This is a genomic window from Lactiplantibacillus pingfangensis, from assembly GCF_005404945.1.
In the GTDB taxonomy this organism is placed as follows: Bacteria; Bacillota; Bacilli; order Lactobacillales; family Lactobacillaceae; genus Lactiplantibacillus; species Lactiplantibacillus pingfangensis.
Map to the genome: position 1 here is coordinate 17,827 of NZ_BJDG01000019.1, position 22,393 is coordinate 40,219.

The following is a 22,393-nucleotide window of genomic DNA, read 5'->3' on the forward strand; positions in this document are numbered from 1 at the left end:
GCATCCGTCGATGAGTTTGCACAGCTTAAGTAAATCATAAAGGTCGGTTTTAGTTGGCTCGTGTATACTAAGATTAAATAGGGGGAATTTTGGGATGAATTTAAAACAATTGCGCTATTTTCTCGCCGTCGCAGAAGAAGGCCAAATGACGGCGGCCGCCAAACGTCTGCACGTCGCCCAGCCACCACTGAGCTATCAAATTAAGCAGTTAGAGTTGGAACTGGGGGTCACACTCTTTAAACGACTGCCCCAAGGCGTAACGGTCACAGCAGCTGGGGAGCTGCTCGTGGGCTATGCGCAGCAACTCACGCAATTGTCTGCCACCGCCGAAAACAAGGTGCGCGCACTAGGTCGTGGCATCACTGGAACTTTGAACTTGGGGACGGTATCTTCTTCTGGGGGCGCCATGCCCAATCAAAAAGTCCTGACTTGGCTGCAGCAGCATCCCGATGTCCAGTTGGAAGTCAGCGAGGGCAATACGTTTGAATTGTTAGATGACTTACATAAACGCTTATTAGATGTCGCCATTTTACGCACGCCGTTTAATCAGCAGCACTTAGTTTGCCGCTATTTTACGCCCGAACGGATGGTGGCGGTATTGCCGAAACGTTACACCCAGTTCACACGTCGACGGCAGTTACGCTTAAATGATCTGGATGGGCTACCCTTGATCAAGTATCGGCGTTTCAATGAACTGTTTCACGTGGCTTTTTTGGAACAGAATTTCGAGCCGCAGTACGTCATGACTTGTGACGACGCCCGGACAGCGATGCACTGGGCTGATCATCAAATTGGCGTCGCCTTGGTGCCACGGTCACTGGCCGAAACTTATGATACGGGGCAAGTGCTGATTCGGTCACTGGCTGATCGCCGTTTTGAGAACCGGTTAGTGTTGGCAACTACTCCTGAATCATTGGCGACACCATTAGTCGCCGGATTTATGGCCCAATTTCCACAAGCGCAAGCTTTAGACTAATTTATGACTTAAGCTATCTAATTTTTTAATGGCACATTTTTAGTGAATACTAGTTTAGCGGGGATGGTTTCGGTTACATTGTTTTTAGTTATTAACTAACTTGTTGGACCAATTCTGCTGCGATCTGCTGCTGTGACTGGGCTGAACACCAAAATTAGTAATAATTAGGAACTCCCTTGTGTTAATGGTAAACTGACAAGTGAAATTTAAAAGACGAAGGTGAGTTCTTGTGATTTATTCATTATTATTAATGCTCGGCGTTGGCGTGTTAGCGGGCGTTTTTGGGGCAATTCTGGGGATTGGTGGCGGCATGATCATCACGCCCATTTTGACACTTGGCATGGGATTAGATATTAAGTACGCCATTGGGGCCAGTATCATTGCGGTCATTGCCACGAGTTCTGGTTCCACGATTGCTTATTTAAAAGATGAAATGTTAAATTTACGCGTCGCGATGTTTTTGGAAATTGCGACGACGGTGGGCGCGGTGATTGGGGCGGTCTTAACCGGGTTAGTTCATGCGACGTTCTTATATTTCCTCTTTGGCGCCTTGTTAGTCTTTACCACCTATAATATGATTCGTAAATTGCTTGGCAAAGGTCAAGATGACCAAGCGGCCAAAGCAGATCAACTGGCGACTAAGTTGAATTTAAATGGCACGTATTATGATAAGGCTTTAGAAAAACAAGTCGATTATCAAGTTCAAAATGTTCCCGGCGGGTTTGTGATGATGTTTGGCGCTGGCTTAGCTAGTGGCCTGCTCGGTATCGGGAGTGGGGCATTCAAAGTCTTAGCAATGGATACGATTATGCATATGCCACTCAAACCTTCTTCCGCAACGTCTAATTTAATGATGGGGGTTACTGCGGCCGCAAGTGCGATGGTTTATTTCTTCAACGGGTCAATTAAGGCTGGGATTGCCGCACCGCTAGCCATCGGAATTTTATTAGGCGCTTTAGTGGGGACCCGGATCATGCAACATTTAAAGCCACGGGTGATTCGAATGCTGTTTGTGCCGATCATGTTATATTTAGGCTTACAAATGATTGCTAAAGGATTTGGGGTGACCATCTAATGTCCGAAAAGAAGTCAAAAGCAGCTGAAATGCATCAAGTTGAACTGATGATTGGTCAAATTTTACGCATTGGGGTCATCGTGTCAGCAACGGTGATTGTTTTAGGCATTATTCTGATGCTCATTCAAGGCAATGGTGGTTATCCAAATGGGATTCAACCCACAGGCTTTAAAGAAATTCTGACCGGGGTGTTAGCATTACGGCCATTTGCCGTGATTATGTTAGGTCTCTTCCTATTGATCTTAACCCCCACCTTGCGGGTAGCCGTTTCAATCTATGCGTTCGCGGTAGAAAATGACCACTTGTATGTCTGGATTACGACCGCGGTCTTAATTATTTTAGTCATTGCTTCCGTCATCGGGTATTTCGGCGGTTAAGCGACGAGTTAGCAACGGCCGTACCAACGATAATGTTGGTTCAGTCAATTCTCAAAGGTTAATCTTTAGACCGGTTTTTAGTGGGCAGAACTTGCCACTAAGGACCGGTCTTTTTAGTTGGGATAACTTGAATTCACAATGGCGTGACCTGTTACCATATAAACAATTTAAATAATAAGAGAATACTGATAAATTTTTGCGTGGGTTAGCTTATTTTGACTTTTTAGCTGTTTTGACCAATCGAATATCGCCTGAAACTAGTCAAAAACGGCCCGAGAAAAATTATTTATTAAGAAAACTAATTGAGCTGATTTCCTTGTGAATGATAATGGCGAACACTCCTACATGTATTGAAAAATAAACGTTTTTAATTCAATTTATTTGTGAATTATTTTAAAATTAATGCCGTACACCGCTTCGATTATGACGAAATAATGATAAAAATTAGAGTTTAGCATTGATTTTAATTTATTTATAATATACAATTACTTTAACTTTTCGAGGGAAAAGCACACACAAACTATTAAGTTAGAGGGGTTGGGGTTTTATGAATTTAAAGACAGCTGCTAAAGTAACTGCCGTTGCGGGGGCATCATTATTATTCCTCGCGGCCTGTGGTTCCAAGAGTAACTCATCATCAGGTAAGCAAACGGCCACGATTGCTGAAAAGTCTGAATTACCAACAATGGACTTATCTAAGTCGACCGACGTTACAAGTTCAAACATGTTGAACAACACTAACGAAGGGTTATACCGTTTAGGCAAGGACAGTAAAATTACACCCGGAATTGCCAAATCAACCACTGTTTCTAAAGATGGTAAAACATATACGTTCACTTTACGGAAGAACGCAAAATGGAGTAATGGCGACAAAGTTACCGCTAAAGATTTCGTTTATGGTTGGCAACGTACTGTTAATCCAAAGACTGCGTCACAATACGCATACTTATATTCGGGCATCAAGAATGCTGATGAAATCAGCAGCGGCAAAAAGGCTGTTTCTAGTTTAGGCGTCAAGGCAGACGGCGACTACAAGTTGACGGTTACCTTGGACAAGCCAATTCCTTATTTCAAGAAATTAATGGGCTTTGTTAACTTCTTCCCACAAAACGAAAAAGCCGTTAAGAAATACGGTTCTAAGTATGGGACAACTAGTGCAGACATGGTCTACAATGGTCCTTATACGATGACTGGTTGGAAGGGGACTAACTTAACTTGGTCATTGAAGAAGAACAAAGATTACTGGGATGCTAAGAGCGTCAAGATGAGTAGTATCAAGTTCCAAGTTGTCAAAGACGCTTCAACCGGTTTAAACTTGTTTAACTCGAACAAACTTGACGATGCCATTCTTTCTGGGACTCAAGTTAAGAATTACAAGACCAATAAGAACTTCCTTCTTCGGAAGACGGCTTCAACGTTCTATGTTGAATTCAACCAAAAAGACAGCGATTCTCAATTAGCGAAGGCTTTCCAAAACAAGAAGATTCGTCAAGCATTATCAATGGCGATCAGCCGGAAGCAATTTGTTAACGACGTCTTAGCCGATGGATCGACACAAGCTAAAGGTTATGTCTCATCTGATTTAGCGAAGAGCCCAACGAACAAGAAAGACTTTGCTGACGATTCGTATGTACCTAGCGCGGTTGAATACAATATGACTGAAGCTAAGAAGTTATTGAACGAAGGGTTAAAGGAAACTGGTCAATCCAGCTTGAAGATTAACTTACTTTCTGACGATACCGATGGTGCCAAGAAGTCGACTGAATACGTTCAAGGACAATGGCAAAAATTGTCATCCAAGGTTAAGGTTACGAACCAAAATGTGCCATTCAAGACCCGTTTACAACGGTCACAAAATGGGAACTTTGATACTGTTATCTCTGCTTGGAATGCTGACTTTACTGATCCAATCTCCTTCTTGTCACTCTTCACGTCTGACAACTCGTACAACAACGGTAAATATAACAGCTCAACCTATGACACTGCAATCAAGAATGCCACTGGTAAAGATGCTAACAATGAAACCGCTCGTTGGAACGATATGGTAACGGCTGAAAAGACTTTGATGACTGACCAAGGGATTGCGCCAATCTATCAACAAGCCGAAGCTCACTTAACTCGGACGAGTTTGAAAGGTATCATTTACAACACGGCCGGTTCACAATACAACTACAAGTATATGTACGTTAAGTAGGTCAAAATCTGAAAGTTCGAATGTGTGTGCTTTAACTGAACGAATGTGAAACGAAGGGGTGAGGATTGACACATTGTTAATCCTTACCGTTTTGTTTTATAATCAGAACTGTCATTATAATTTAAGGCTAATTTAATAGAATGCGAGGAATTCTAATGAGAAAGTATCTCTTAAAGCGGATATTTTACTTATTCCTGACATTATTCATTGTGGCAACCGCCACGTTCTTCCTGATGAAGTTAATGCCAGGGACGCCGCTTCAAAATGAAGCCAAGTTGACCGCTAGTGAAAAAGCATCAATCTTAGCACAGTACGGGCTAGATAAACCCGTCTGGCTCCAATATTTCATTTATATTGGAGGAATTTTCAAGGGTAGCTTGGGGCTATCTTTCCAATTCAGTGATCAAGCGGTTAGTTACTTGATCGGGAGTCGGATGGGTCCCTCGATGCAATTAGGTGGTCAAGCGATGGTCGTCGGGGTAATCTTCGGGATTATCCTTGGGGCCGTTGGGGCCATTCGGAAAGACACTTGGGCCGACCGTTTGGCGACCATCCTGTCAATCTTAGGGATTGCGGTTCCTAGTTTCGTGTTAGCCATCTTACTTCAGTACTATCTTGGCTTGAAATTGGGTTGGTTCCCAGTTGCTGGTTGGGAAGGCTTTGCCTACACCATCTTACCAACCTTAGCGCTGGCAGCGAGTCCATTAGCCGAAACGGCCCGGTTTATTCGGACCGACATGGTTGATGTGCTGAGTTCCGATTATATCGAATTGGCGAAGGCCAAAGGATTATCGAAATTCGGCATCGTTTATCATCATGCGTTGCGGAACAGTTTAATTCCAATGGTCACCTTGATTGGACCATTGGCCGCCGCCTTGATGACTGGGTCGATGGTTGTTGAAAACATCTTCTCTGTCCCTGGGATTGGGGAACAATTCGTTAAGTCAATCTTAGTGAATGACTATCCAACCATCATGGGTGTGACGATCTTCTACTCCGCCTTACTTTGCTTGCTGTTATTGTTGACCGATATCGTCTACGGCATCATTGATCCGCGGATTCGCTTAAGTGGAAATGGGGACTAGTTAATGGTAGATAATCCAAATAATATTGAAATCAAACCCGGCGACTTCGAGCCGTTAGATAAAGCCGCTGGGCCTGACAACGAAAAAATCGCCGCACCTTCCTTAACTTTTGGGCAAGATGTTTGGCGGCGCCTGAAATCTAATAAGACGGCGTTTACCAGTTTCATCGTGTTAATTCTATTGTTCTTGATGGCCTTTGGTGGGCAAGCACTTTACCACCAGAATCCAAATGACCAAGAACCCAAGTACGCCAACTTGCCACCTAAGATTCCGGGTGTTGGCATTCATGGCTTGAACGGTCACATTAATCAATCTGGTGCCGATGTTGATGCTTACAAACAAGCCGGTGCTGGCTCGAATGTGCATTATATTTTAGGAACCGACTATTTAGGCCGGGACTTACTTGCACGGATTATGTATGGGACTCGGGTCTCACTTGAAATTGCGTTAATTGCCACCTTGATTGATTTAACGATCGGGGTCGGGTTCGGGATCCTATCCGGTTGGATGGGTGGTCGAGTGGATATGTTCATGCAACGAATCATTGAAATCCTCTCGTCTATCCCATCATTAGTTGTCATGGTCTTGATGGCGACCGCCTTCCAGAAAACTGGGATGGCTTCCATCATCGCTGCTTTGGCATTAATCAACTGGACCACGATGGCCCGACTGACGCGTGCGCAAACGCTGCAGCTGAAAAATCAAGACTTCATTTTAGCTGCGCGGACGTTAGGTGAATCAGCGCCGAAGATTGCTTGGAAGCATCTGCTCCCGAACTTATCTTCAGTGATCATTATTCAAACGATGTTTACGATTCCGAACGCCATCTTCTTTGAAGCGTTCTTGAGTTATATTGGGATTGGGATTAGTTCACCACAAGCGTCATTAGGGACGTTGATCTCTGATGGGCAAAAGAACTTCCAATTCTTACCATATCAAATGTGGTATCCAGCAATCGTCTTGATTGTCTTAATGCTTGCCTTTAACTTATTAGGTGATGGTATGCGGGATGCGTTTGATCCAAAGTCGAAACGATAGGAGGCTGCAACAAGATGGAAAATCCTGAAAATGTCATTGAAGTGCGAAATCTACAAATTGATTTCCACACCTATGCAGGTGAAGTTAAAGCCATTCGTGATGTCAGTTTCGACTTACGGAAGGGTGAAACCTTAGCCATTGTTGGTGAATCTGGGTCCGGTAAGTCAGTGACGACCCGGTCACTCATGGGGTTATTAGCACCCAATGCCGTCATTAAGGGCGGTAGCATCATGTTTCATGACGAAGATATTATTAAAAAGTCTGAAAAAGACATGCAACATATTCGTGGTAAAGATATTGCCATGATTTTCCAAGATCCAATGACGTCATTGGACCCAACGATGCGGATTGGGTTACAAATTGCCGAACCGTTAATGAAGCATAAGGGCTTGAAGAAAAAGGAAGCCGTTGCCCAAGCGTTAGAAATGCTTAAGCTGGTTGGGATTACTAATCCTGAAGGCCGAATCAACGACTATCCTTATCAATTCTCCGGTGGGATGCGGCAACGGATCGTGATTGCGATCGCGTTGGTCTGCTACCCAGAAGTGCTGATTGCTGATGAACCAACCACCGCGTTGGATGTCACGATTCAAGCGCAAATTTTGGACTTGATGAAGGATTTGCAAAACCGGATTGATACGTCGATCATCTTTATTACTCATGATTTGGGCGTGGTCGCTGGAATGGCTGACCGGGTTGCTGTCATGTATGCTGGCAAGATCGTCGAATATGGGACAGTTGATGAAATCTTCTTCAACCCACAACATCCGTATACTTGGGGCTTGTTAAACTCAATGCCAACCTTGGATACCGAAGGCGGCTCATTGTCCGCGATTCCGGGGACACCGCCCGATTTATTGGACCCACCCGTTGGGGATGCCTTTGCCGCGCGGAGTGACTATGCGATGAAGATTGATACGGAACAAGAACCACCATTCTTCAAAGTTTCCGACACGCATTACGCCGCAACTTGGCTGTTACATCCAGACGCCCCTAAAGTGACGCCACCCGCAGAAATTGTGCGCCGCCAAAAGAAGTTTGCAGCGATGGAAAAGCCAGAGCCACCGATTAAACATGTCACGAAGGAGTAATCACTATGCCTGATGAACGTAAAAAAATTCTAGAAGTCCATCATTTAAAGCAGTACTTTAATGTTGGTAAAAAAGATGAAGTCCGGGCCGTTGATGACGTCTCCTTTGATATTTATGAAGGCGAAACGTTCGGTTTAGTTGGTGAATCCGGTTCTGGGAAGACCACGGCCGGTCGTTCGATCATTCATTTATATGAACCGACGGATGGTCAGATCATTTTCAACGGTAAAGATGTTTCGAAGCTGCATACGAAGGCCGAGATGCATGAATTCCGCCGTGAAATCCAAATGATTTTCCAAGACCCCTATGCCTCACTGAATCCACGGATGAAAGTTAAAGACATCGTGGCGGAAGGAATCGACATTCATGGCTTAGCCAAGGATGATGCCGACCGGACGAAACAAGTTGAAGACTTACTGGAAACGGTTGGGCTGAACAAAGACCATTCCAGTCGTTATCCGCATGAATTCTCCGGTGGACAACGGCAACGGATCGGGATTGCCCGGGCCTTAGCTGTGGAACCGAAATTCATCATTGCGGATGAACCGATTTCGGCGTTGGACGTGTCCATTCAAGCCCAAGTTGTTAACTTGATGAAGGAACTCCAAGAAAAGCAAGGCCTGACCTACTTATTCATCGCGCATGATTTGTCGATGGTTAAGTACATCAGTGACCGAATTGGGGTCATGCATTACGGGAAGATTTTGGAAATCGGCCCAGCGGATGAAGTTTACACGCATCCATTGCATGCCTACACCAAGAGCTTGATTTCAGCGGTACCCGTGCCGGACCCTGAATTCGAACGGAACCGTAAGCAAGTCACCTATGACGCGTCACGCGAACATGATGATAAGCAACGACGGATGGTCGAAATTGCGCCAGGACACTTTGTTCGGGCCAGTGAAGACGAAGTTGAAATGTATACGAAACGTGCGCAGGAAGCAGGTCTCGTGACCGACTTTCCACATAGTTAAATAAAAGATGCTCAATTAGCTGATTAGCTAGTTGGGCATCTTTTGGGTTAACTGGTGATTTGTGTGAGAATGACAGCTTAGATTGCTGAATTTTTGGAAGTATACTGCCATTTTTGTCAATTTGATCACATTTTGGAAGTATACTGCCATTTATTGCTGAATTACTTATAGAGCATGATCATTTACTGGTAGGGGAGCTGGAATGACAATTCGGGTTAGCTTTCAGCTGGTGTTGCTCAGTATCAGCGTCATCTTTGGTATTAATACTGGTTAGTCGCTGCCATACTTATCTAATTGAGCTTAATCAAGATGACCATGGACGCTTTAACAATTTGTTAATCCAAGGGGGATACTGTCCTAAAAGTCAATTTCACGGCAAAATCGGCTGATTCCGAAGTTAAACTAAACTGACCACCTAAAGTGGTGACTAAGGATTGCACAATCGTTAAGCCTAAACCGAGGCTTTGTCTCGAATCATCACCAGTTGTAAAAAATTGTTGGGTCACGTTTTCACGATTACTTGTGATTGTGTCATTCGTGAACTCCAGACAAAGATGTTGCGAGTCGAGCTGAGTCAATTTGACAGTCGCCGTGGTATGCGCATATTTAAGCCAATTACCGACTAAATTTTGAATGATTCTTTGGAGTAGTAACTTATCGGTTGTGAGGTAAAGATTGGATGTTATTTCTGGTGTGACGGTAATTTTCTTGGCACTCAACTCATCAAAAAAATTGAAGAGTTCTTGTTCCAAAAATCGTGATAAATTAATCGACTCCAAGTTGAGATGGTCAGCTTTGTTGCGAATCAGATTGAAATCCATTAAATAGCGCAAATAATAGTTAACGGAAGATAGGTTTGCCAAGACACGCTGTAAGTTGGTCGGAGTTGCGACAGCTGGGCGTTTTTGAATCAGTTGTACATACCCCGTTGCGACGGTTAATGGCGTTTTAATATCGTGAGTCAAGTTGAGTAGCATCTGTTCAAGATGGTGCTCATGCTGGTATTCTTGTTGCTGTAACTGACGTGTCTTACTGAGTGTTTGATTCATGGCAACGGTGAGGCGTTGAATTGGGCCAAAGTGTAGATTACTGGTGACACCCGCATTGGTGGTCCGTTCATTAATATAATTGAGATCATTAGTAATGTGATTAAGATCGTGCACTAGCAAAATGAGTGCAATCGTCAGCCCGGATACTAGGACGATTAAAAAACTAATTATAAGCAATGTTCAGTAACCTCCCTCGTTTAAATCAGGCGCACGCCAATTCCCCAAACTGAAACGATATACTGGGGTTGACCGGTCAGTGCATTAAGTTTGATTCTCAAATTACTCAAATGAACGTTGAGCGTGTTCTCTGCGTTCTGATAAGGTTCACCCCAAACAGATTCGTAGAGTTGTGCTTTTTCGAAAACATGGTGGGGTTCTGTTAAAAGTAATTTCAATAAATTGAATTCTTTTTTTGGCAAGTTTAAGGCATGGCCGGCGACGGTAATTGCATGTGTGCTAGGATCTAAGCTGATGTCATTGAATTGAATCGTTGGGTTTACGTTCTGCGGGCTTAAATGTGTCAGGCGCAATTGGACTTGAATTCGCGCCAATAATTCATCAATATCAAAAGGTTTAGTTAGATAGTCATTGGCGCCAGCTTGTAGTAATGCCACAGTTTTAGTCTTCGATTGAATCGCCGTTAAAATAAGTATGGGGATACTGGACGTTTTACGGATCGTTTTAAGAACGCTTTCGCCAGTAATATTTGGTAACATTAAATCTAAGATAATCATATCTGGTTGTTTTTCATTAAAGATTTCTAATGCTTTAATGCCATCTAAAGCGGCAAATACTTGATAGTCAGGGCTTAGAACGGTGTGTAATAGCTCTTGAATATCAGTATGATCTTCAACTAATAAAATTTTTGGTTTCAATTGTTAGATGACTCCTTAGCTTCGGTTACTATTAATTATAGCTGAATCAGTAAGCAGTCACAATTTAGGTTAAATTAAGGTTTACTTATACTCGAAATTAAGGAAGTTACCGTAAATTAAAGCTAGTTAAGGCAGTAAGAAAGGCGTGTTTTGGGATGAGCGATGAGGTTTTAGTGATCGATAACGTCAGTAAACGGTTTGGCCATTTTCAAGCGTTAGATCGAATTAGTCTAACTATCAACAATGGGGATATTTATGGCTTAATTGGGGAAAATGGTGCCGGTAAGACTACCCTGATGCGGTTAATTACGGGGCTATCTTTTCTAAAACAGGGACAGATTACGTTACTTGGGGAAGCGGCCGGTCATTATCAACAGGCACTACGACGGACCGGAGCAATTATTGAGAATCCAGTGGCATTCCCGAATTTAACGGTGACACAGAATTTAAAACTATGTGCGATTCAGCACGGTATCTCAGAACCACACTTAATCGCAGAAACTTTAGGCTTTGTGGGTTTATCGGCAAAGCAGGGGACGAAGGCAAAACAGCTTTCGTTGGGCCAACGTCAACGGCTAGGACTGGCTCTAGCCATTTTACCGCGACCAGATTTTTTAATTTTAGACGAGCCAACTAATGGCCTTGATCCTAGTGGGATTATTGAGTTTCGGCAGTTGATCAAGCAGTTAAATGAAGAACGACACACGACAATCTTAATTTCTAGTCATATTTTGTCAGAGCTGTATCAGGTTTCGAGTCGATTTGGGTTTATTCATCAGGGCCGGTTGATTAAAGAATTGACAAAAGGTGAATTAGACTTGGCGAACCAAGCTGGTTTGGCACTGACAGTTGATCACGTCACTGCGGCTAGTCAGGTGCTAGATGAAGCAGCAGTTGGTGAGTTTGCTATCATGGATGAGCACCATCTCATTATTCACCATAGCCAGCTATCGGCCGCAGCCATTAATCAATTGCTGATTCAAAAGGGCGTGGCAGTTTCGGAGTTGGTACGGCAGGAAGGGTCATTGGAACAATATTACATGAACTTGGTCTCAGGAGAGGAGCAACGGCATGTTCAATCAAATTAAGGCAGATTATTATCGCCAACGTCACACTTGGGGGATTTATGTCGTTTTAGTGCTCACTCTCGTATTCAGCAGTTTAATTACGGCTAATGAGAGTACTGGCGGTATCATGATTAATACCGACTCAATGTCAAATTTTGGCATAGCACACTGGTCCATTTTAACTGGACTAAAGAGCGCAACATTGTCTACGACAGTTTTATTATATATTGATATTGCCATATTTGTGATGGTGATTGGTCAAGAATTTTCAAAAAAAGTTTATAAGAATACGTTGATTTCAGGCACCTCGCGACTGTCATTTATTGTCGGCAAGTTTGCCACCATGTTAATTGATATTTTGGGGCTAACTTTTAGCTATTATGGCATGGTCATGCTAGTCAGTCATCTCGCGGGTCGAACTGCTGGTGCATCGACGCTGACATTAATACGTACCTGGGGCCTGATGACGTTGACGGTTGCTTTCTTCATTAGTGTGATTTTTAGCATTGGCGTGATTATTTTGGTCACTTTAAGCTCAGTCGTAGTTGCCGTAGTATTTGTAATTTTGTGGCCATTTCTAATTGCAATTTTGGCAAATTTTAGTCATTGGCAGTGGCTCAAATATATTGATTTTACGGATGTTGCGCAGGCGATTGCTTTGGGAACACTCAAAGTTGAGTCATTGTGGCCATATATTGGGACTAGTATCGGGGTCTTAATCGTGGCAATTGTCGGTTCAGCGATAATCATGCAACGTAAAGAACTGTAGCGCTTTTTTATGAAATTGTGTGTTATCTTGACTATGTTGCTTTCAGGTGAGAGTTTAGCCAACCTATTGCAATGACAACAGGACGTTGTTTGGAACCCTGTTTGTGCTTTCAATGCCCATTAAGAAAAATGAGCATTAAATCAGCCTTCCGATTTGCAGTTCACGCTTTTTTTAGTAAGATAAAGGTATGACAAAACAACCGATTAAAACTGAACAAACCATACAAGTCTTTAAGGCGTTGGCAGATCCGGTCCGGCTAGAAATCTTGCAGTATCTCAATGGCCTAGATCATGAAGTCGCTTGTGGGGAAGTGGGCGCGGCGATTGGGATTAGTAAGACTTCCGGAACGTACCATTTTAAAATATTGCAAGCTGCGGGATTGATTACGGCTCGCAAAGAAGCACGTGAAAAATATGTGGCGATTGACCGCGGGACTTTTGATACTGTGGTTGGTCATTTTTGGGACCAATTATAAGAATACTTATTAAATGGGAAGACGATGACCGTCTTCTTTTTTATTTGGGACTTGTTAGTTTTGAGTCAGCATGCTATTGTAAAATAGTTCAAAATATTTTGAACTATTTTACAATATGGGGGAACGTTAGTGATGAGCATATTTGGGAAAAAGGTGAACTGGTTATTAATTTTGACGTCGTTAGGGTTCTTCATGGCCATGATGGATGCCATGATTGTGACAACTGCGTCGACTGCCATTCGGTTGGATTTTCAAGTTTCGGTAGCGACGTTGCAGTGGGCGTTAAATGCTTATAACATCACGATTGCTGCGGTACTGTTGGTTGGGGTTTCATTGGGTGAACGCTGGGGACGCCGTAAAGTCTATAATTGGGGAATTTTGATTTTTACAGTTGGGTCAGTGCTCTGTGCGTTAGCGCCGACGATGCCAGCGCTAATTGCGGCGCGCGTCGTTGAAGGCGTTGGGGCATCGGTGATGACCCCAATGTCGATGGCAATTTTAACGCAAGCTTTGTCGGCAAATGAACGCGGTCGCGCGCTAGGAATCTGGAGCGGGATTGGCGGTTTAGCCCTAATTGTGGGGCCGTCATTAGGCGGGTTCATTGTCGCCAAACTCGCGTGGCAATGGATTTTCTGGATTAACGTGCCGATTGGGCTGGTGGCAATTGGCTTATCAAGACGGTATTTGCCAGAGAGTGTGGGGCAAACTGACCGGCTAAAATTGTTGGATGCGTTCCTAATTATCGTCACATTTACGGGGATTATTTTGGGGCTCTCACTGTCAACCCATCTTGCGACGCCGATGCTCGCTCAAACGGCCTTAGTTAGTGGTGTTGCTGGACTAGTCGCGGGTGGCTGGTTACTTTGGCGGCAGGCGCATGCCACTCAGCCAGTGATTCCGTTGACGTTGTTTAAATCGGTCACTTTCACGGGTGGCAATCTGGCGACGGCACTGTTGTACGGGTCAATGTATGGTGTCATCTTCTTCCTACCGCAATATTTTCAACTGGGAGCCAAGGCAACGGCATTAACTGCTGGTCTGAAATTATTGCCTTGGACCGGGACGTTGGTCCTGGTTGCGCCGTTTGCTGGTCGAGCCGTAGATCGTTGGGGTGAAAAATGGGTCGCGACTTTAGGGTTGTTTTTACAAGGATTTGGTTATGGATTAATTGCCATCTTAGTTCAACAACAAAAGACATACTCTTGGTTAGTTTTACCGCTGATGTTAGCCGGAATGGGATTGTCAATGGCCGGGCCAGCGTTACAAAAAGCGGTTTTAGGCGCAGTGCCGGCGATTGAGATTGGCAAGGCTTCAGGGATTTATAACGTTTTCCGTTTGTTTGGTGGCGCGCTCGGCACGGCGATTACCGTGATGATTTTTGAAAAATTTAGTGGTGGTGCCACTAACCTGCAATTTATGACTGGTTTTCAAATGGCACTGCTCGGTACGGCAGTGATTTCTTGGCTTGGGTTATGCTGGTCGTTACGACTTCGGTAAAAAAATGGCCAGCAAATTAACGATTAGTGTCTTGAAAACAGCGTGATGACTCATTTAATGATTAAAATGAAACGACCATCGTATTGAAAACGGTGGTCGTTTTGCCCATGAATGCGTTCTAGCCTCATGAAAATAGGAATTATTACAACTAGTAGCGCGGCGCTTGCCCCGGTTGGAAAAACACTCGGTCGTGTATTTTATGACGGATTGAGTAGTGATTGTATCGAGATGCCATAAACAATTGCGACCCGGTCATCAGAAAATTAGGGTGAGTAGAAATTCCGAATTGCTAAAATGGAAATTTTATCAAGTGGTACATGCTGGAAAAAGTCATTCTCAGGAACAACAAATAAAATAATCAGATTGAGATTCTATCATCGATCAGTACTTTTAACTAATCCGATACCGGCAAAAAATTATGCGAATACAACTCAAATGGCGGGCAATTTGTAGTACAGTTATACTACAAATTAACGAGTGGAGGGACATTGTGATGACTACAAGTCGTAAGAAAAAAGTCCAAATTCAAGTTAATCGTGAGCTGAGTGAAGCGGCAGAAGCTATATTCCAGGAGCTTGGGTTGAGCACCACAACGGCAATCACAGCTTACTATAAGCGAGTTGTAGCGGAGGGTGGATTGCCATTTGAGTTGAAACTATCTTCACAAGAAATGGCAGTGCTACAATTCAAAAATGCAGAAAAGGGGCTCCCAGTCACAGATAAAATTGAGACAAATGAACAATTGGATAAGTGGCTGAGTGAGGGTGACGAAGAGGACGTTGAAACCAAATGACATTGTAACTGTTTATGTGGGGTATACTGGTAAGAAGGGCAAACGGCGTCCCATACTCGTTGTGGAAGACTCATCAACAATTCTAAAATAAATTGGCAAAGAACTGTTCATATCGCCCTAACAGGCCAGGCTGGTGAAAAAGAAACTTCACATGAAATCCGGGAAACTTTAACAGTTACAAACTAACCAGCAACTGAGAACTGATTCTCACGTTGCTGGTTAGTTGATGGCCTATTTTTTCTGGTGTCGTGATTTTTTGATGAGCAGATAGCCAAGCACTAACACAAATAGCAACAATGGGATGTCCAGTGCATTGAAAGGATGTCCAGTAGCAGTGAAAACTACGACGATTAGACACAGTCCAAGAATCCAACCAGCATATTGCTTTAACCACGTGATGATAAAGCTGTTAGGAAAGTGGTGAGCTGCATAACTAATTAGGCCGATCATAAGAATATAGAATAGCAAGCTGCGCCAGGTCTCAGGGTACATGCCGTCATCTTCTTTCATTATGTACAAGAATGGGCCTTGGCAATTTCTGAATTAAGCGTCAATGAGAGGTCAACTTATCGCAATAAATATAAGCCCAAAATATGACGTAAGCAACACGATTGCACCGATACCAGAACGCATTGAAGGTTAGTCATCGGACTGGCGTTTGGAATGTGTTGGAATAAACCTGAGTGACAAAGATTATTTGGGTTTTCCGATGACAGAATCAGCTACCACAAGACGACCGTTCACGGCCGTTTTTTTAGACTAAACTAGTTTTTTTAGCAAGTGGGCGACAGCCTTCGCGAAAAATGGCTTTGATAAGTAAGCAACTGACCATTTTGAAGTGCCTAACGGATTCCGTTGATTACTCGACATTGTCATCTTAATTGTTGGTTGTTTTGAGCTGCCAATCAGCGTTAAATTTAAGTCATCAACTTAGAGAATGGAAGATGGCTTAAAAATGGACGGCATTATTGACATGCACACGCATTATTTACCAAAACGCTATACTGACGCACTGAAACAACATATCCCGGGTGATCCAGACGGCTGGCCGACGCCAGCTTGGAACGAACAGGTTACCTTAAAATTTATGAAAAAACAACATATTAGTTATTCGCTATTATCCTTGTCTTCGCCACACTTTAATTTCGGAAATAAGGATGAAACTTTGGCGATTGCTCGCGATGCTAATGAAGTTGGTGACGACTTGACGCAACGTTATCCTGACCAGCTAGGTTATTTGGCGTCCTTGCCGTTACCGTACGAACAAGAAAGTGTCCAGGAAATTGATTGGGCCTTGGCTCACCGCGCACGAGGTTTCACAGTGCCAACCAATACGCGCGGCCTGTATTTTGGGACGCCCATTTTTGACCGGGTCTACCAGCAGTTGAATCAGGCCAAGGCGATTGTGGCCTTGCATCCCAATCAACCGGCGGCGTTGCCCCAAAATGTGAATATTGATTTACCAACGCCATTGATGGGCTTCTTTATGGATACGACGATGGCGTTTATGAATTTGTTGAAATATCATTTTTTTGATCGGTTTCCTGACATCAAGCTGATTGTGCCGCATGCAGGGGCTTTTATGGGCATTTTGGCAGATCGGGATGCGATGTTTGTCAAATCGGCTTATCGCTCGGATCTCTATGCGGCGATGCAGCATGTTTATTTCGATACGGCGGGCGCGGTCATGCCGCGGCAATTGCCGATGTTACTCACACTGGCGGACCGGCAGCACATTATGTATGGCAGCGACATTCCCTACACCGACTTGGCCACCTCTAGCAAGCTCCTCGCCGTGTTAGTCAACGCTGAAATGGGGAAGGCGGCGCGACAAATGACTGCCATTAATGCCTTACAGAAGTATGATGCCTTTTTCGAAAAGCATCACCAATTTAAACAATTACCAACCTTGTTACAAATCGCCAGTCAGATGATGACGGGAGCCGAAGTTTTGACGCCAGCATTAAAACAAGCTATTTTACGCGATAATGCGCGGCAATTACTAACAAGCTAGGGCTTTCTGACCACTGACTGTGGCGTTGCATTAAAAAAATCCTTCCATTAAATAGTCACCATTAATGGAAGGATTTTTTATGCAACGTGGTAGCCGTGACTAAAACCGATGATAAACTCGTGAACTACTCGTCACTAAAGTAACGAGCTTCTAGGAACACCGCAGACTTGCGTGACACTTATTGGGTATCACGTAGCGGTTACGGCTATTAACTAAGGGCTGTTCCAGCCCAAGACTATTTTAATATCTAAGCGGTTGCGGCTAAAATATTCTTAGCGGCATTAACATCTCTGTCGTGGTTTGTTTTACAGTTGGGGCAGGTCCACTCACGAATGGACAGCCCGTGCTTACCATCATCGTAACCACAGTTTGCACAAAGTTGACTGGTTTTCCATGGATTCACAAGCACTAGTTGCTTCCCATACCAGGCACATTTGTAAGCGAGTTGACGACGAATTTCACGCCAAGACTGATTGGCAATGGCCCGAGCAAGTTGATGATTTTTGAGAAGATTCTTGGTTTTCAAATCTTCAATTTTAATCACGTCATATTGTTTGACGAGTTGGATTGTTAACTGATGCAGGTAATTTCGGCGTTGATTAGCGATTTTTTCGTTGTACTTAGCAACCATCAGTTTCGCCTGCTGATAATTCTTAAAATCAGACAGTTCGCGAGGGGCGGGAACTTCATTTTGATGATCCCAGGCGATTTCTTTTTGGGCCTGACGTCGCCGACGCGCTAATCGTTTTTCCCAGTAGTACTTCTTCTTGGCAAGATGTTTGTCAAAACGAATCGTCGGGTGCTTTTTGCCATCACTAGTAATCATCAAATCAGTCACACCTAAGTCAATACCAACCGCTTGGCTAGTCTTAGCAAAAGGGAGGACTTCGATTTCAACCAAAAGTACCGCATAATATTTACCAGTTGCGGAAAGTTTGATCGTCGCACTTTTGAGCTGACCGGTGATTTCGCTACCTGCTCTAAAGGACATCAGGCCAACCTTAGGGATCCTGATAATGTGTTCACTTTTGATGGCTAAGCTGGTCCCTGAGAACTTAACGTTGTAGCTTTGCTTAGGAAATTTACGCGACTTGAATTTAGGAAAACCAACATTAGTTTCCTTAAAGAACTTTTGAAAAGCGGCCACTAGGTCGTGACACGTCGATTGTAGGCTCGTACTCTCTGCTTCTTTTAGCCATGGATATTCCCGCTTTAACGCTGGTAACAAACTATTAAGGGCAAAGGCATTTAAGAATGGCGCTTGGGGATTGTTTTCATGACGATTACGCATCATGTTGAGCATCTGATTCCAAACAAATCGATTATAGCCAAAATTAAGTTTGATCTCTAACTGTTGCGCCGGACTTGGATAAATTCGCAGCTTAATGCCTTTCAGAACCATCTGCTCACCTTCTTTACGAAAAGTGTATCACAGATGTTATTTTACAATTGGTGTTAACTACTTACAAAATAATTTATAAGAGGATATACATATGATTAAGCGTGAGCGTACGAACGTCTACGATTTTTACTTTCACTTGGTGTGGGTAACGAAGTACCGCAAGCCAGTTTTTACATCACCCGAAAAATGTGCCGCCTTGAAAGATATTCTCAGTGAAATCGCCGAACGGCATACCATTGACGTTTCTAGCTTAGAAGTTATGCCGGATCATGTGCGTATGATTGTTAGTTTTGCGCCGAAGTATGCGCCTTCTTCAATTGTAAAGGCCTTCAAAGGTGGTTCAGCAAAGCAATGGTTTAGGCAATTTCCTGAAACGAAGCAACAACTGTGGGGTGGTCACTTGTGGTCGCCCAGTTACTTCATGAGCACCTTAGGTAATGTTTCAAAGAAAATTGTAACGCAGTACATTGATTCACAGCTAAATCAATACAATGGTGGTCGTCCAAGACGCTGATTCATCTCGGTATTGAAATACCGAGTCTCTCAACTGACGACCACTATAGATTGTCGCGATAGGTGCAGTTCACCAGCTAATTGACTTTGTGATAAATGATGTGCCAGTCGTTGCTGACGTAATTGTTGTCCAAGTTGCATCTGACATCCCCCCTTGATAAATTTAGTCTATCAGGCGTTTCCTTAAAGTAAAGCGATGAGGTGGAACTTATTGGTTACCCCCTTGACCTGACAGCGCTTCACGCCTTAACTTTTGGTCGAGGCTAACCAAGCTTTTAAAGTTGTGGTGACTTGATTATTGGATTAAACCATGATAAATTTATGTTACTGTAGGGTAACGGAAAAAGGATGGTGGCGAATTTATTGGGTAGCTTGCAGGATCAACTGATAAAAGCACAGATTGACGCAATTAGAGAAGACTATGAACATGGAAACATCAGTTTAAGCCTGAAAATGAAAAGCACCCAAGACCTTCGTAAAAAAGGACTAACACCAACAAAAGCACTAGAAATTGCGATTCAGCAACTACCGAATAGTCATTACTTTCGCGGACCTAGTCCCAATCATCACGATCCAGATAATCCGAACATCAATGTGTATGAATTCCTGGTGAAACTCACGGGGACTGACTACTATTTGAAGTTTTGTAGGTATACTGGTGGCACCGAGGTCATGTCAATTCATGAACGTGAAAAAGATGCCGACTATAGTTGGACCGCAATCAATTTATAGGAGGGGGACACTGATGAAAATTATTAATCAGAAAGACATCACCCATAGAAACAAAGTCTTCAATAAGGATGAAAAATATACGGAAGTCACCGTACGAGAAAATGTGAAAGTTTTTACTGAACAATTAGAAAATACGCATCACTATTGGATTCCAGTTGGACAAGAGATCAATAATGAAGATAATTGGCTAGAGCCCATGACTGATGTTGATCAAAATGTAAAGTCGGATTATGAACACTATCGAAAAAAGTATCATTTTTTAACCCCTGAAGCCATTAAGCAACAAAGAGAGGCATTAGGATTAAATTTGCGAGAAGCTGCGACGATTATTGGAATGAGTTACAGCACGTTGTCGGATATTGAAAAAAACAAGGTGCTACAATCTATGCAACAAGAAGATTTATTACGTTATTTTTTTACCCCCTTTAGATTGAACGGCTTAGTTGAAAACCATGCGGGATTAATAGAAGAAAGACTGGCTAAGTATCATATCAAGATTGACCACTTGACGAAGAAATTAACTGATGCTCAGGAGAATGAACAGCTGGAATCTGAGCCAGCTTCGTCTAAGTCTGATAGTGATAATGAAAAAATAAGTGATTGATCAATTTCATACGATAACTAAAAACACGACTAAAATTGCAGCTGCTAAACGCAATTTTAGTCGTGTTTTTAATTATCATCGAATGCGAGCGGGGGTTAGGCGTTAGTTGCTAACCAAGCTTTCAATGCCGTTGGTGTCAAAACTGCGCGCATGACCATGGCAGTGAGTTCGTTTAACCCTTGCGCAGTTGACGAGTACAGACCAGACTGAATGCCGGCCGCATAATGAAAGACCGGCCGCGTTAAAAAGTAACGGATTAGGTTTAAATCGACCGGTTGAAAGACTTCGGTTTGTACGCCGAGCTGTAAGGCATCTTGGATTTGATGATTGGCCATGTCGGCTAATTTTACTGGGGCTTGTTGCTTGAATTGGACATCGTCCATCAAAACTTGGACCGCCGTGGCCGTTTTCGGTTGGGCCATCGCAAAGTCGTACAAGCCGTGAATACTCGCGGCAGTCTGGGTAATCAGTGGTTGGTCATTGGCAAAACAAGGTACAACGGCGAGACTCATTTGGTGAACCGCGGCGGCGTATGTGGCGTTCAGCAAAGCTTGTTTATTCTTAAAATAGATATACAGGTTGGATTGGGGGATGCCGGCCTGCTTGGCGACCTTCGTTGTTGAAAATGGCGCCAAGCCCTCGGTGGCTAATAGCTGGATGGCAGCTTGAATTAAGCGGTCATATTTTTGTTCATCTTTAATTTTCATTATCAGGCTCCTCATTGGTAACTTAGTTCAAGTTTACCGCTTGACAAAGTATAAGTCTATCTTTTATAATGAGTCTTGTATTAAAGATAGACTTATACTTAAAAAGAGGGCATTAAACATGAAAATTATTTTAACCGGCTCATTAGGCCATATTAGCAAACCAACTGCTAGTCAACTCGTCAAGTTAGGGCATGAAGTGACGGTGATCAGCCATAGTGCTAAGCGGGCTGCTGAAATTGAAGCGCTTGGTGCGACGCCGGCCATTGGGAGTATTACGGATGAGGCTTTTTTGACCGCGACTTTTCAAGGCGCGGATGCCGTTTATTTGATGATTACGGCTGCGAGTGCGGGTGACATCTTTGAAGCGGGCCGCCGTCAGGCTCAGATTTATGCGGCGGCGGTTAAAGCGGCTGGGGTGAAACAAGTGGTTAATTTGAGTAGTGTGGGGGCGAATCTTGGTCCTGAAGTGGGTGCCTTGCATATTTATCAGATTATTGAAGGGGTGCTAACAACTGAATTGCCAGATGTTAACTTGACGTTTATTCGGCCCACCGGCATGTTTTATAACTTGTTCGGCAGTCTGACGTCGATTCGACAAGATCATGCCATTTACACGAACAATTCCTTAACGAAGGCCAGTTCTTGGGTGGCGCCTGCCGATATTGCGCCAGTGATCGTCAAGGCATTGACGGCGCCCACGGCCGGGAACACGGTTCAATACGTCGCCAGCGATGAAAAGACCTACCCTGAGGTGGCCCAGCTCTTGGGCGCAGCTATTGGCATGCCAGATTTGAAGGCTGTGCAGTTGAGCGATGATGAGATGCAGCAACGGTTGTCGGCCGTCAATCCGAACACGCAGTTTGTCGAACAATTTGTTAAAATGACCGCCTATGAACGTGATCAAGATTTTTATGCGGACTATCGGCAACATCAGCCCGTCCTTGGACCGACTAAACTGGCCGACTTCGCGGCAACTTTTGCCCAAGTTTATCAGCAACAAGCGTAAGGGTTCCATTCACCGATAAGTACCGTCAAAATAACCAGTCAAGACATCAAGCCTTGACTGGTTATTTTTGGCTTGAATCA

Annotated in this window: 23 protein-coding genes; 18 read left to right on the forward strand and 5 right to left on the reverse strand. The window is 43.7% G+C overall.

The window, feature by feature from the left end:
• Positions 1-94: 94 nt before the first annotated feature.
• The 8 genes from FFM74_RS09400 to FFM74_RS09435 all read left to right on the forward strand — a co-directional run bounded on the left by FFM74_RS09400 (position 95) and on the right by FFM74_RS09435 (position 8,810).
• Entirely contained in the window at positions 95-976 is an 882-nt protein-coding gene (locus FFM74_RS09400; protein ID WP_137626379.1) for a LysR family transcriptional regulator, read from the forward strand.
• Between the two features lie 229 nt (positions 977-1,205).
• A complete protein-coding gene (locus FFM74_RS09405) occupies positions 1,206-2,051 on the forward strand; it encodes a sulfite exporter TauE/SafE family protein (RefSeq protein ID WP_137626380.1) in 846 nt (281 codons plus the stop codon).
• The gene (locus FFM74_RS09410) at positions 2,051-2,428 is read left to right on the forward strand and encodes a DUF1634 domain-containing protein (RefSeq protein WP_137626381.1); all 378 of its coding nucleotides are present in this window, start codon (positions 2,051-2,053) and stop codon (positions 2,426-2,428) included. Before FFM74_RS09405 ends, FFM74_RS09410 begins: the two co-directional genes overlap by 1 nt.
• Positions 2,429-2,975: 547 nt before the next feature.
• Complete coding sequence (locus FFM74_RS09415; RefSeq protein WP_137626382.1) at positions 2,976-4,622, forward strand: peptide ABC transporter substrate-binding protein; 1,647 nt, start codon at positions 2,976-2,978, stop codon at positions 4,620-4,622.
• A gap of 155 nt (positions 4,623-4,777) precedes the next feature.
• Entirely contained in the window at positions 4,778-5,707 is a 930-nt protein-coding gene (gene opp3b, locus FFM74_RS09420) for an oligopeptide ABC transporter permease (RefSeq protein WP_137626383.1), read from the forward strand.
• A gap of 3 nt (positions 5,708-5,710) precedes the next feature.
• Positions 5,711-6,745: an ABC transporter permease gene (locus FFM74_RS09425; protein WP_137626384.1), complete on the forward strand. Its 1,035-nt coding sequence runs from the start codon at positions 5,711-5,713 to the stop codon at positions 6,743-6,745.
• Between the two features lie 14 nt (positions 6,746-6,759).
• Positions 6,760-7,836: an ABC transporter ATP-binding protein gene (locus FFM74_RS09430; protein WP_137626385.1), complete on the forward strand. Its 1,077-nt coding sequence runs from the start codon at positions 6,760-6,762 to the stop codon at positions 7,834-7,836.
• Positions 7,837-7,841: 5 nt separating this feature from the next.
• Positions 7,842-8,810, forward strand: a complete 969-nt coding sequence (locus FFM74_RS09435; protein WP_137626386.1) for an ABC transporter ATP-binding protein — start codon at positions 7,842-7,844, stop codon at positions 8,808-8,810.
• A gap of 335 nt (positions 8,811-9,145) precedes the next feature.
• On the opposite strand, the gene FFM74_RS09440 is transcribed toward FFM74_RS09435, so the two are convergent.
• On the reverse strand, positions 9,146-10,036 hold the full coding sequence (locus FFM74_RS09440; RefSeq protein ID WP_137626387.1) for a sensor histidine kinase: 891 nt from the start codon (positions 10,034-10,036) through the stop codon (positions 9,146-9,148).
• Positions 10,037-10,056: 20 nt separating this feature from the next.
• The gene (locus FFM74_RS09445; protein ID WP_137626388.1) at positions 10,057-10,734 is read right to left on the reverse strand and encodes a response regulator transcription factor; all 678 of its coding nucleotides are present in this window, start codon (positions 10,732-10,734) and stop codon (positions 10,057-10,059) included.
• Between the two features lie 155 nt (positions 10,735-10,889).
• On the opposite strand from FFM74_RS09445, the gene FFM74_RS09450 reads away from it, so the two are divergent.
• From FFM74_RS09450 to FFM74_RS09470, 5 genes are all read left to right on the forward strand, one after another.
• A complete protein-coding gene (locus tag FFM74_RS09450; protein ID WP_137626389.1) occupies positions 10,890-11,822 on the forward strand; it encodes an ABC transporter ATP-binding protein in 933 nt (310 codons plus the stop codon).
• Positions 11,806-12,570 (forward strand): ABC transporter permease, encoded by a 765-nt coding sequence (locus FFM74_RS09455; protein ID WP_137626390.1) that lies wholly within the window; start codon positions 11,806-11,808, stop codon positions 12,568-12,570. Before FFM74_RS09450 ends, FFM74_RS09455 begins: the two co-directional genes overlap by 17 nt.
• Before the next feature lie 187 nt (positions 12,571-12,757).
• Positions 12,758-13,045 (forward strand): ArsR/SmtB family transcription factor, encoded by a 288-nt coding sequence (locus tag FFM74_RS09460; protein WP_137626391.1) that lies wholly within the window; start codon positions 12,758-12,760, stop codon positions 13,043-13,045.
• A gap of 132 nt (positions 13,046-13,177) precedes the next feature.
• Complete coding sequence (locus FFM74_RS09465; protein ID WP_171000703.1) at positions 13,178-14,542, forward strand: MFS transporter; 1,365 nt, start codon at positions 13,178-13,180, stop codon at positions 14,540-14,542.
• A 493-nt stretch (positions 14,543-15,035) separates the two neighbouring features.
• Entirely contained in the window at positions 15,036-15,335 is a 300-nt protein-coding gene (locus FFM74_RS09470) for a type II toxin-antitoxin system RelB/DinJ family antitoxin (RefSeq protein WP_171000704.1), read from the forward strand.
• Between the two features lie 231 nt (positions 15,336-15,566).
• On the opposite strand, the gene FFM74_RS13770 is transcribed toward FFM74_RS09470, so the two are convergent.
• A complete protein-coding gene (locus FFM74_RS13770) occupies positions 15,567-15,845 on the reverse strand; it encodes a hypothetical protein (RefSeq protein WP_137626393.1) in 279 nt (92 codons plus the stop codon).
• Between the two features lie 445 nt (positions 15,846-16,290).
• Between FFM74_RS13770 and FFM74_RS09485 the strand changes: the two genes are divergently transcribed.
• The gene (locus tag FFM74_RS09485) at positions 16,291-17,349 is read left to right on the forward strand and encodes an amidohydrolase family protein (protein WP_137626419.1); all 1,059 of its coding nucleotides are present in this window, start codon (positions 16,291-16,293) and stop codon (positions 17,347-17,349) included.
• A gap of 247 nt (positions 17,350-17,596) precedes the next feature.
• Here the strand turns inward: FFM74_RS09485 and FFM74_RS09490 are convergent, their stop codons facing one another.
• Positions 17,597-18,751: an RNA-guided endonuclease TnpB family protein gene (locus tag FFM74_RS09490; protein WP_137626394.1), complete on the reverse strand. Its 1,155-nt coding sequence runs from the start codon at positions 18,749-18,751 to the stop codon at positions 17,597-17,599.
• Between the two features lie 91 nt (positions 18,752-18,842).
• Here FFM74_RS09490 and tnpA point away from each other — a divergent pair, with 91 nt between their 5' ends.
• The 3 genes from tnpA (at position 18,843) to FFM74_RS09505 (ending at position 20,600) form a co-directional block, all read left to right on the forward strand.
• Positions 18,843-19,265, forward strand: coding sequence for an IS200/IS605 family transposase (gene tnpA, locus FFM74_RS09495; protein WP_137626395.1), 423 nt, complete (start codon positions 18,843-18,845; stop codon positions 19,263-19,265).
• A 452-nt stretch (positions 19,266-19,717) separates the two neighbouring features.
• Positions 19,718-19,996: a hypothetical protein gene (locus FFM74_RS09500; RefSeq protein ID WP_137626396.1), complete on the forward strand. Its 279-nt coding sequence runs from the start codon at positions 19,718-19,720 to the stop codon at positions 19,994-19,996.
• Between the two features lie 13 nt (positions 19,997-20,009).
• Entirely contained in the window at positions 20,010-20,600 is a 591-nt protein-coding gene (locus FFM74_RS09505; RefSeq protein WP_171000705.1) for a helix-turn-helix domain-containing protein, read from the forward strand.
• 95 nt (positions 20,601-20,695) lie between these two features.
• Here the strand turns inward: FFM74_RS09505 and FFM74_RS09510 are convergent, their stop codons facing one another.
• On the reverse strand, positions 20,696-21,307 hold the full coding sequence (locus FFM74_RS09510; RefSeq protein ID WP_171000706.1) for a TetR/AcrR family transcriptional regulator: 612 nt from the start codon (positions 21,305-21,307) through the stop codon (positions 20,696-20,698).
• 118 nt (positions 21,308-21,425) lie between these two features.
• On the opposite strand from FFM74_RS09510, the gene FFM74_RS09515 reads away from it, so the two are divergent.
• Positions 21,426-22,313 (forward strand): NAD(P)H-binding protein, encoded by an 888-nt coding sequence (locus tag FFM74_RS09515; RefSeq protein ID WP_137626399.1) that lies wholly within the window; start codon positions 21,426-21,428, stop codon positions 22,311-22,313.
• The last annotated feature ends 80 nt before the right edge of the window (positions 22,314-22,393 follow it).

Bases quoted from the DNA above. Each gene is read 5' to 3' on its own strand.
- FFM74_RS09400 (WP_137626379.1), top strand. From the start codon at position 95: ATGAATTTAAAACAATTGCGCTATTTTCTCGCCGTCGCAGAAGAAGGC.
- FFM74_RS09410 (WP_137626381.1), top strand. From the start codon at position 2,051: ATGTCCGAAAAGAAGTCAAAAGCAGCTGAAATGCATCAAGTTGAACTG.
- FFM74_RS09415 (WP_137626382.1), top strand. From the start codon at position 2,976: ATGAATTTAAAGACAGCTGCTAAAGTAACTGCCGTTGCGGGGGCATCA.
- opp3b (WP_137626383.1), top strand. From the start codon at position 4,778: ATGAGAAAGTATCTCTTAAAGCGGATATTTTACTTATTCCTGACATTA.
- FFM74_RS09425 (WP_137626384.1), top strand. From the start codon at position 5,711: ATGGTAGATAATCCAAATAATATTGAAATCAAACCCGGCGACTTCGAG.
- FFM74_RS09430 (WP_137626385.1), top strand. From the start codon at position 6,760: ATGGAAAATCCTGAAAATGTCATTGAAGTGCGAAATCTACAAATTGAT.
- FFM74_RS09435 (WP_137626386.1), top strand. From the start codon at position 7,842: ATGCCTGATGAACGTAAAAAAATTCTAGAAGTCCATCATTTAAAGCAG.
- FFM74_RS09450 (WP_137626389.1), top strand. From the start codon at position 10,890: ATGAGCGATGAGGTTTTAGTGATCGATAACGTCAGTAAACGGTTTGGC.
- FFM74_RS09455 (WP_137626390.1), top strand. From the start codon at position 11,806: ATGTTCAATCAAATTAAGGCAGATTATTATCGCCAACGTCACACTTGG.
- FFM74_RS09460 (WP_137626391.1), top strand. From the start codon at position 12,758: ATGACAAAACAACCGATTAAAACTGAACAAACCATACAAGTCTTTAAG.
- FFM74_RS09465 (WP_171000703.1), top strand. From the start codon at position 13,178: ATGAGCATATTTGGGAAAAAGGTGAACTGGTTATTAATTTTGACGTCG.
- FFM74_RS09470 (WP_171000704.1), top strand. From the start codon at position 15,036: ATGACTACAAGTCGTAAGAAAAAAGTCCAAATTCAAGTTAATCGTGAG.
- FFM74_RS13770 (WP_137626393.1), bottom strand. From the start codon at position 15,845: ATGAAAGAAGATGACGGCATGTACCCTGAGACCTGGCGCAGCTTGCTA.
- FFM74_RS09485 (WP_137626419.1), top strand. From the start codon at position 16,291: ATGGACGGCATTATTGACATGCACACGCATTATTTACCAAAACGCTAT.
- FFM74_RS09490 (WP_137626394.1), bottom strand. From the start codon at position 18,751: ATGGTTCTGAAAGGCATTAAGCTGCGAATTTATCCAAGTCCGGCGCAA.
- tnpA (WP_137626395.1), top strand. From the start codon at position 18,843: ATGATTAAGCGTGAGCGTACGAACGTCTACGATTTTTACTTTCACTTG.
- FFM74_RS09500 (WP_137626396.1), top strand. From the start codon at position 19,718: ATGAAAAGCACCCAAGACCTTCGTAAAAAAGGACTAACACCAACAAAA.
- FFM74_RS09505 (WP_171000705.1), top strand. From the start codon at position 20,010: ATGAAAATTATTAATCAGAAAGACATCACCCATAGAAACAAAGTCTTC.
- FFM74_RS09510 (WP_171000706.1), bottom strand. From the start codon at position 21,307: ATGAAAATTAAAGATGAACAAAAATATGACCGCTTAATTCAAGCTGCC.
- FFM74_RS09515 (WP_137626399.1), top strand. From the start codon at position 21,426: ATGAAAATTATTTTAACCGGCTCATTAGGCCATATTAGCAAACCAACT.